8 protein-coding genes are annotated in these 8,575 nt (G+C 35.3%); 4 read left to right on the top strand and 4 right to left on the bottom strand.

Annotated elements, in window-relative coordinates:
- Positions 1-36: 36 nt before the first annotated feature.
- Positions 37-816, top strand: coding sequence for a hypothetical protein (locus tag J7I90_RS16180; RefSeq protein ID WP_214772851.1), 780 nt, complete (start codon positions 37-39; stop codon positions 814-816).
- Positions 817-995: 179 nt separating this feature from the next.
- On the opposite strand, the gene J7I90_RS16185 is transcribed toward J7I90_RS16180, so the two are convergent.
- Positions 996-1,649, bottom strand: coding sequence for a 2OG-Fe(II) oxygenase (locus tag J7I90_RS16185; protein WP_214772852.1), 654 nt, complete (start codon positions 1,647-1,649; stop codon positions 996-998).
- Between the two features lie 513 nt (positions 1,650-2,162).
- Between J7I90_RS16185 and J7I90_RS16190 the strand changes: the two genes are divergently transcribed.
- Positions 2,163-2,732, top strand: a complete 570-nt coding sequence (locus J7I90_RS16190; protein WP_214772853.1) for a protein kinase family protein — start codon at positions 2,163-2,165, stop codon at positions 2,730-2,732.
- A 61-nt stretch (positions 2,733-2,793) separates the two neighbouring features.
- Here J7I90_RS16190 and J7I90_RS16195 read toward each other — a convergent pair whose 3' ends face one another.
- The 3 genes from J7I90_RS16195 to J7I90_RS16205 all read right to left on the bottom strand — a co-directional run bounded on the left by J7I90_RS16195 (position 2,794) and on the right by J7I90_RS16205 (position 5,697).
- Positions 2,794-3,582, bottom strand: a complete 789-nt coding sequence (locus tag J7I90_RS16195; RefSeq protein WP_214772854.1) for a HipA family kinase — start codon at positions 3,580-3,582, stop codon at positions 2,794-2,796.
- A gap of 553 nt (positions 3,583-4,135) precedes the next feature.
- A complete protein-coding gene (locus J7I90_RS16200) occupies positions 4,136-5,224 on the bottom strand; it encodes a glycosyltransferase (protein ID WP_311315189.1) in 1,089 nt (362 codons plus the stop codon).
- On the bottom strand, positions 5,224-5,697 hold the full coding sequence (locus tag J7I90_RS16205) for an NUDIX hydrolase (RefSeq protein WP_057277580.1): 474 nt from the start codon (positions 5,695-5,697) through the stop codon (positions 5,224-5,226). The genes J7I90_RS16200 and J7I90_RS16205 overlap by 1 nt, the downstream gene beginning before the upstream one ends.
- A 296-nt stretch (positions 5,698-5,993) precedes the next feature.
- On the opposite strand from J7I90_RS16205, the gene J7I90_RS16210 reads away from it, so the two are divergent.
- Both J7I90_RS16210 and J7I90_RS16215 read left to right on the top strand, forming a co-directional pair.
- The gene (locus J7I90_RS16210) at positions 5,994-6,590 is read left to right on the top strand and encodes a serine/threonine protein kinase (protein WP_214772855.1); all 597 of its coding nucleotides are present in this window, start codon (positions 5,994-5,996) and stop codon (positions 6,588-6,590) included.
- Between the two features lie 876 nt (positions 6,591-7,466).
- On the top strand, positions 7,467-8,084 hold the full coding sequence (locus tag J7I90_RS16215; RefSeq protein ID WP_214772856.1) for a hypothetical protein: 618 nt from the start codon (positions 7,467-7,469) through the stop codon (positions 8,082-8,084).
- The last annotated feature ends 491 nt before the right edge of the window (positions 8,085-8,575 follow it).

Genomic DNA, 8,575 nt, shown 5'->3' on the forward strand with positions numbered 1-8,575 from the left:
CATTTCATTACGTAATAAGGGGAAAGGGGGAACAATGTGAACACAGATCAAGCTTTCGACCTGTTAAAGGATGCAGGAGTAACAGAAAGCAGTAGTATACAAACTGTTAGACGCTGGCTTCGTGAAGGTAAGATTAAATATGAGGGAGGTAACGGGAATAGGAAAACTGGATACTTAATGGATGACGCAGATCAAGCATTTGAAATGTTAAAAGATGCAGGAGTAACAGAAAGTAATAGTGTACAGACTGTCAGGCGCTGGCTTGGCGAAGGTAAGATTAAATACGCGGGGAACGGAAAGAGGAGCACCGGATACATAAGCGATGACACAGCTTCAAAGCTGGCTATAAATGATATGATAAAGCAAAATAAGGACGAAATCATACACCGATTAAAATTAAAAATACAAGCTCAAGAAAAGCATATAGAAGGTATCGAAGAGCTTCATGAGACTGCAAAAAGAATATTGATTCAGCAAAGGGATATGTTCAAAAAGGAAGTTGCGATTCTAAAGAATGAGAAAAAAGAATTGCAGAATGAGTCAAAGGATCTATTAAAAGAAAATATTGAATTAGGTAATGAATTGATAAAATTAAAAGAAAAAATCAGAAACAATTACATGATTGACTCCACTACCTTATCAAATGATTATAGTGAAAAATTAGGGCTCTCTAAAATGGCGAGCGATAAAGAAGTATTGGCAGAATATAAAGGGTTACTAAAAATAACTCATCCAGACCATAATGGCAATGCGAAGGTATTTCATTACATTAAGACTGATTACGATAATTTTAGAAAGAGCAGCAAAGGTAAATGAATAGTGAATGCTTGCAATGATGTTTTTACATCAAACCTAAAGACAAACCTAGGGTAAAGCGTAATTTGAAACATTGATGATTATTTTTTGTTTGGCGATTTTATTTTTAAATGAACGAATAGGTGCCTTTGTTCATAAGGCACCTAAAATTGAGGCTATTAAAGTCTATCGTTTACACATCATGAGCGGCTACTTTGTCTCCTCATCCATTGTGTTGCAACCCATTTTTCCCCAGTGATAACGGGCGCCCCACCGTGTAAGGTTAGTTCGTTTAGGTTTTTATCGTTGTAGAAATATTCGAAATACACAGCCATTCCCTTTCGCGGGAATACTGAAAAATTCAATTTAGGAAAAAAAGTTTCCCCTCCATGCTCCACATCATTTAAGTACAAGATGATTGTGCTAATTCTATTATTTTTTGCTGCATTACTTGAAGATGTAAAAAAATCAAAATGAGCTTTATACTCTTGTCCAGGATTGTATTTAAGAATTTGAATACCCTCTCCATGTTCAACGGGTATATTCATGATTGTTGATATCCTTTTTTCAATTTTGGTAATGATGTCATTTTCATTTTCTTGAAAAAACATACTGCTGCTTGTTCTTATCTCATTTACTTCGTGCGTAACTCCAATTTTGGAACGATTCATTTTGTCTTTTGACAATTCAATAAGTTTGTCACATTCATCGTCACTCAAAACATTTTCTAAAACAGCAATTAGAGGTTCTTCTAATCTAGCAACTACATTGATTTCTCTGTCTTCCGTTTTGATTTTATTTCCAATATGATTAAAAATCGTTTGTTCTTTACTTGTTTTATTATCCACTGTCAACTTTCATCGACTCCCAAAAGAATGAATTTTCAGAACAAAAAGTTTGGATTATTCTGTAAGCGTTTTCCTATGTTAATTATACCATGACATTGTTATGTATCTGTTACTTATTTCCGTCGACAAGTAAAAATTACTGTATGAACTGGCGCTTGACTATAGCAAACTTTAATCTTTTACATAAAATATAGGAAGCTCACAATATGAACAAGTCTTTTTGCATAGATTTTTCATGTGTGTATTTTCACTAAAACCCTTACGCGAATTTTTCTTTCTGATCAAATAAGAGTAAAAATGATGCTTACTAGTTCTCATTTTTGTGAAAGGTATATCATTCCACCTTTATTATAGAAGGGTTTATATAATCTATTCTCTTAACCTTATAATCAAAGACGTTTCCTTTCGGAATGTGCACAATGATAAGGGGACGGAGGTTTATCACTAAAAAGCTTAGAGAAAAAGAAACAAAGAATAAAAAGCAATAGTACGATAGCGAATGTGAAGGAGTGATCGAAAGTGGAGGACTTTAAATCTATCTTTGTAACTGAAGGAATTAAAAAAGTGGATGTCATAAAAAATCCAACTTTGTTTCCATTGATTGGAAATGGAGCGCAAGGGGCCGTTTTTAAAATTACTTCAATCAAATGTGTGAAAATTTGTGCAAAACCAGAATATGCGGCTATAGAGGGGAATGTATTAAAAATGGCACAGGAGTCACCCACTATTCCACGGCTTTATGAAGTGGGGCATAACTATATTATTATGGAATATCTCGAAGGGCCAACTTTATTTCAGTATTTAGAATCTGGGGGGATCCTATCCGAAAATTTGATGGGGCAAATTCTTTTTGTGCTCAATGAAATGAAGCGTTTAAAGTTTACCAGAATGGATGCCGATTTACGCCACATTATTGTCACTAAGGAAGAGGAATTAAAAGTAATAGATCATTATAGCTCCTATACAAGGATTCGAAACAAGCCAGAGTTGATATTCAAAGGTTTAAAGAAGTTGGGACTATTACCATTGTTCTTGGAAAAGTTAAAAGAAATGGATCCCGAATCCTATATGGAATGGAAAGATTTATAAATAAAAAAAGTACCTCCTTTAAAGCAAAAGGTACTTTTTTCTATGGAAAAAACCAGCGTTATTATTTGGGATTGTTATGATGCTGGATGATACGTTCTACGATATCAGGCAATTTATTTTTCTGTTCTAAAAGAAACTTGTAGAGAGCATCTCTGTCCTTCGTTTTGACATTCCACTCTTTAGGGATGGATTCTATTACTTGATAGATCGATTTGTTCGGCAATTTCTCTATTTTTTCAATAAACGATGTAAGCTCTTTGTTATCATCGAGAAGAGAGAAGGCCCATTTATAAAAAGGCCAATGGTAGTTATAAACCGGTGTTTCACTTAGCGTTTGAGCAGACCATTGGTAGCGTCCTGGAAAAACCCTGCCATGATCAATCATATGGACATAATAGCCCCCATCACTGAGATTTTCCAAAATGACATTCATCGTACCTCGGTCAGAGTTATTCACCCATTGGTCGAATACCGTTATACCGGCAAGCATATCTCGGTTTTTAACATCCGTCTTTGTGGGAGGATTTTCTCTAACATTCTCGAAAACGGTACTGTTTTTAATAAAAACACAGCCATATTGGTATCCAGATCTATAATTGTGTTCAGTGGATTGTAATTCAGGCGTTTTCTTGATGAATTCTTCCGGTATATATACAAGGTCAAATGGGATAACGGGAAGTGAAAGGAGCTCGGCCAACTTTCCAATCAGGTATTCATTGACCACTTCTTTTTCCCTGCCTTTCTTAGTATCAAACCACTTCACGACATATTCTTTACCATCGCTGAAAAGAATGACATGTGCGGTTCCGCCCCTTAATGTTTGTACATATCGAACTGGATATTTTGTCATATCACTTTGTCTCCTTTAAAAATATTTGTCTAGCTTTTTTTCATTTTCACCTTATCTTTTTTATTAACATTATTGAATTCTGGATTGATTGATGAAATTGGTTATAAGGTTCGGTAAATGACTTTTCTTTACTAAAAAAAATTTGTACAGCGCTTCACTTTCTCCTTTTGGACTCCCCACTCTACAGGGAAGGATTAGGTAAAGTTAATTCTTATGGGAAGGAATACAAATGATGTTAAATCCCTTCATTTATCATAGAGAAGGCCATTGGGTAAGTTTCTTTGGAAGTGATACAGTACCTGGGAACGCATTTTGCATACTCAATATCACCCGAGTCCTGGGCCAAACATATGGACAAAATGGGCGCCTTCACTAAGTTCTAGTAGAGTTTTCAATAATAAACACGAATATTGGCATCTGAACTAAATTTGTATTTTTGGAATGTAACTTGGGAGTATTTTTATGATTTCGTCTTGGGTATTACTAGTCCGAAGAGGACAAAAGGAAGGGAAGGAACATGTTTATACGAGCTCAACGACCCATAGTTCCCATGTCAATTAACCCCGTTATTTTTTTCTATTAAGCTGTATAGCCGTTGTTGTTCGATAATTTGTTTATTCAAATCGAAATTTTCATCAATTACCTGTCTTGCACTTCTGGTATATCTCTTCCATACTCTTGGATGACTCAGGAAATATTTTAGACCTTGAGACAATTTTAAATCATCTTTCTCAGGAACAAGGTAACCTGTTTTTTTATGCTCAATCAATTCCGGAATCCCACCGTGAAAGGTGGAGATGACTGGTAAACCGCTTGCCATGGCTTCTTTTAATGCATTTGGAATCCCTTCTACATCGCCATCTTCGCCTGTTTCACTGGCGAGGCAAAAGAGATGCGAGTCACTTAATTCCTTAGAAATTTGGTTAGAATCCATTGGCCCCCTAAGAAAAACGCGTTCGTTTAATTGATTTTCATCAATGAAAACTCTTATCTTCTCTTCATCTTTACCTGTCCCAATGATGTGCAGTGTCGTTCTTGGGTATTCCTGATGAATCCGTTGAAAGGCCTTCAAAAGCGTAAGGAATCCTTTTTTCTCGACAAGTCTGGCAACAGACAATATTCGAATTTCTCCTTCCTTAGGCAGGGAACGTTGGACATATGGGTATAGATCTAAATTTAGACCGCCATATAATACATGTATCTTATCTTCTTTAAACCCTAATTTTTTTAATTCATCTGCCAAGAAATGGCAAACTGTAAAACAAGCAGCTCCATGTTTTACTAAATTTTGATATCGGAGGACATTTTTGCGAAACCGCTTATATGTTTGAGTGGAGGAATCACGCCCTCGAAAATGAACAACCAAAGGTATATCATACTCAATAGCTGCTGGTAATATATCGATGGAATGTTTCCCCTGATGAGCGTGAATCGCGACGACATTCTGCTCCTTAAAGAAGGCTCCAAGGTCTTGAATTTCGTTCAAATTATAATAGTGTTCAAACTGATATTGAACATTGTCGCAATTTGGGTAAGGTCCTATAACAATAGGACGATATTGATCCAGCATAATGATTTGATTGTACATAAATCCTTGATTGATTTTTATAGGTTCTCTAATGTAAAAAGCGATTGTCTTCACTATTTCAATCCCTTTCTTCTATCTAAAATCAAATTTTCGATAAAACTTTGAAATATTTGGCGATCTCGTTCAGAAAGATCATTCGGAAAAGCGGACCATTTAAAAAATTGTACTTTTTGTATTTCTATATCATCAGGTTTTAAATCTCCGCTGAGTATTTCTTCGGTAACGTAAGCAATGTTGACTGAAAAGTATTGATCACCATTAGGCAGCTTCGTAAAATAGTCCTTCCCTGAAAAAACGCCAATTAATTGAAGGTTTCCGATGTTAATTCCTGTTTCCTCCAAAATTTCACGTCTGCATGCCTCTTCCGCAGATTCTCCTAATTCGATGAAGCCGCCCGGCAATTTCCACATTTTTTCGGATTGTACCATTAGAAAACGGCTGTTCTGATCGATAACCAAAACGGTGACCCCAGTAAGTATCAAAGCTCTAGTTCCAACGAGAGCACGTAAATCTTCAATGTACCCCATCTCAAGTCCCCTTTCTGATATTTTCTGGTTAATCCACTTTTATAGTAAATGCAAAATGGAAAAGATTTGAAACGGACAAGTACATATATTTGTTTGTTTTTTGTAAAATTCTTATTTGTATGTGTATGAGCATAAGAATCTGAAGAAATGCTAGGAAAGGCTTTCCTTAAGAACTCAATAAAAGAAGGTATGACTTAATTTTATGAAAAAGTGTTATTATCCTAAAGCAACTATTCGATGATTTCATAGTATAGATATTATGGTTATTAATAAGTAGCAAAGAGGTGGTAGATCAGATGAATGATTTTAAATTAATTAGGGTTGAAAGAATTGAAAAGAACGGTAAAAAGGAACTTCTTATTCATAATCCAACCACATTAAAACTAATTGGGGCAGGAAGTCAAGGTGCAGTTTTTCAGCTTGATGAAGATATTTGCGTAAAACTCTATGTCAATCCAAATGCAGCAACTAAAGAGGGGAAAGCACTTGAAGCAGCTAAGGATACTCATATTGTTCCGAGGTTATATGAAGTCGGACCAAACTATGTAATTATGGAATATTTAAAAGGTCCTAATCTAAAAGATTTTTTGAAAGGGAAGCAAGATATTCCCGAATCGATTACAGAACAAATCATAATGATTCGAAAGGAACTGAAGAGAGTTGGATTTATTAGAATCAAGACCTCAATCGGACATTTTGTTGTAACAAAGGGAAATGTGCTGAAAGCAATCGATCATTCAGATGGCCTCACAATGAATGATCCATATAATCCAAAGATGTTTCGTGATTTAAAGAAATTGGGGTTATTGGATACTTTCCTGAAACAAGCAAAGAAAATCGATCCTGAATCGTATGAAGAATGGCAAAAAAATATCGACTTCAATGCGGTATAGGAAACCAAACCGGTATAAATGAGAATATGCGAAATTTTGGGCTGGCCAGTATCGCTAAAAGTGCATGATAATTGCCTACAAAACCAATTATGTTGTACAAGCAGGGAAATTCAACAGAGGAAAGTCGAACCCTAAACATAAAGGAGTTCGACTTTTTAGTTTGGAATTCTCCAGACTCTAAAATTCGCAATATGGGCGGAAATGCATTATTTCTCCCGTTCCTAAAAGTGCACGTTCGGCATTTATTAGGACAAATTACAATATTCGTAAAACCATTTTTACAACCAGATAACGATTTTTCCTTATTAAAGTGGTTTTTTTATTTTTTTTTGATGATGGTATAAGTTTAACGTCTATACATGACAAACGCTCAGTCATTCAAAGGCGTGTTGAATAACTATAGAAAGAAAGTGATGGTTATTTATCTATGAAAGATCTGTCTATGCAAATAAAAAAATCGGAAACCACATGTATGGTTTCCTAAACTAAAATGAGGTGAATCATTTTCAAACATCCCTAAATTTGATACCAAACATTTAGATTAAGACTGCTTAAACTGTACCATTTTTTGGGCTTCCATTACTCTTGAAGTATAGACCAGAATGATTACGATGGATCAGTTGTTGTCCCGACACAATAAATTACAGTACATTGCTATCATTATGATCGGCAACGGCAACACAATCATGTCGACAATACTAAGAAATAGTGAAATAGCCTATCTCCGATTGTCCATATACTGATTCTGCAACAAAAGTTATTTGAAACATAAAAAGGTGAAAGTAATTTCAATTGGGAAGACGATTTTTCCAACTACACAATATGTAATACAATGTGCCTCCATAACCAATAAATAGTGAAAAGGGTGGGAACCTAATGGGTAAAAATGATCAAACAGATAATCACAAGGAAGACAACAGGAAAAAATATAACCATATATTAGAAAATATTCAAGGCCAACTCCAACTCCAAGAACAAAAACAGAAGGATCTTCAGGTTCAACTTCAGAATCAATTAATTAAACAACAAAATGATACTTTAAATAAAATCTTACAAGAAATAACGAAGATTTCACAACCACTGGAAAAAATTCAAGACCAACTCCAACTCCAAGAACAAAAACAGAAGGATCTTCAGGTTCAACTCCAGAATAAATTATCTAAACAACAAGATGAGCATTTAGATAAAGTCTTACACGAAATATCGAAGCGTTCACTGCCACTAGAGAAAATTCAAGACCAACTCCAACACCAAGAAGAACAACAGAAGGAACTTCAGATTCAACTTCAGAATCAGTTAATTAAACAACAAGATCAAACTTCAGATAAAATCTTGCAAGAAATAACGAAGATTTCACAACCACACCCCCCCTTATTAAAATCACCTTTTAGCATAATCGATACCCTTGATTTAGATGTAGAAAAAAAGGCGCAAATTGCGATGTTTATAGCAAATAGCAGTAAAAGTAATAATAAAGAAGATGAAACTCAATAAAGAAGAGGCTGTTAAAGCCTCTTCTTCTTTATTTGAAAACAAGTTCATTTTCATCGGATTTCGGTGCACAGTAGTTGCCATACGTCGAAACTAGACGAAGGTTGCAAATGGAGCGAAATGATTCATTAGAATTGTATCCAATATGCTAAGTTTTGCTCTTCACGTACAAAGAAAGTAAAAGTGTTGCAATAGCCTCTAAAAGGATGATTAGTGTTGTTGCTTTAGGAGTGAAATTCCTTAACTATATCCATTCAACATAGATCGAATTCTTATTAAAAATGGATGGGGTTAAAAAAACCTCCCCTTTCATTTGAAAATTCCCACCTCAAAATCATGAATACAGTCCGTCATATATTTTAAAATGGCTGTTTTCACATACTTTGTTGCTATTTACCAAGTAGTGAGGTGTGGTTGATTTCCCCTCCAGATGCTCGCTTTCCGCGGGGCGGGCGGTGAGCCCCCTCGGCGTAAACGCCTGTGGGGTCTTCACC

This window comes from Bacillus sp. ISL-57 (genome assembly GCF_018613135.1).
In the GTDB taxonomy this organism is placed as follows: domain Bacteria; phylum Bacillota; class Bacilli; order Bacillales; family DSM-1321; genus Peribacillus; species Peribacillus frigoritolerans.

Bases quoted from the DNA above. Each gene is read 5' to 3' on its own strand.
- J7I90_RS16195 (WP_214772854.1), bottom strand. From the start codon at position 3,582: ATGACAAAATATCCAGTTCGATATGTACAAACATTAAGGGGCGGAACC.
- J7I90_RS16205 (WP_057277580.1), bottom strand. From the start codon at position 5,697: ATGGGGTACATTGAAGATTTACGTGCTCTCGTTGGAACTAGAGCTTTG.
- J7I90_RS16210 (WP_214772855.1), top strand. From the start codon at position 5,994: ATGAATGATTTTAAATTAATTAGGGTTGAAAGAATTGAAAAGAACGGT.
- J7I90_RS16215 (WP_214772856.1), top strand. From the start codon at position 7,467: ATGGGTAAAAATGATCAAACAGATAATCACAAGGAAGACAACAGGAAA.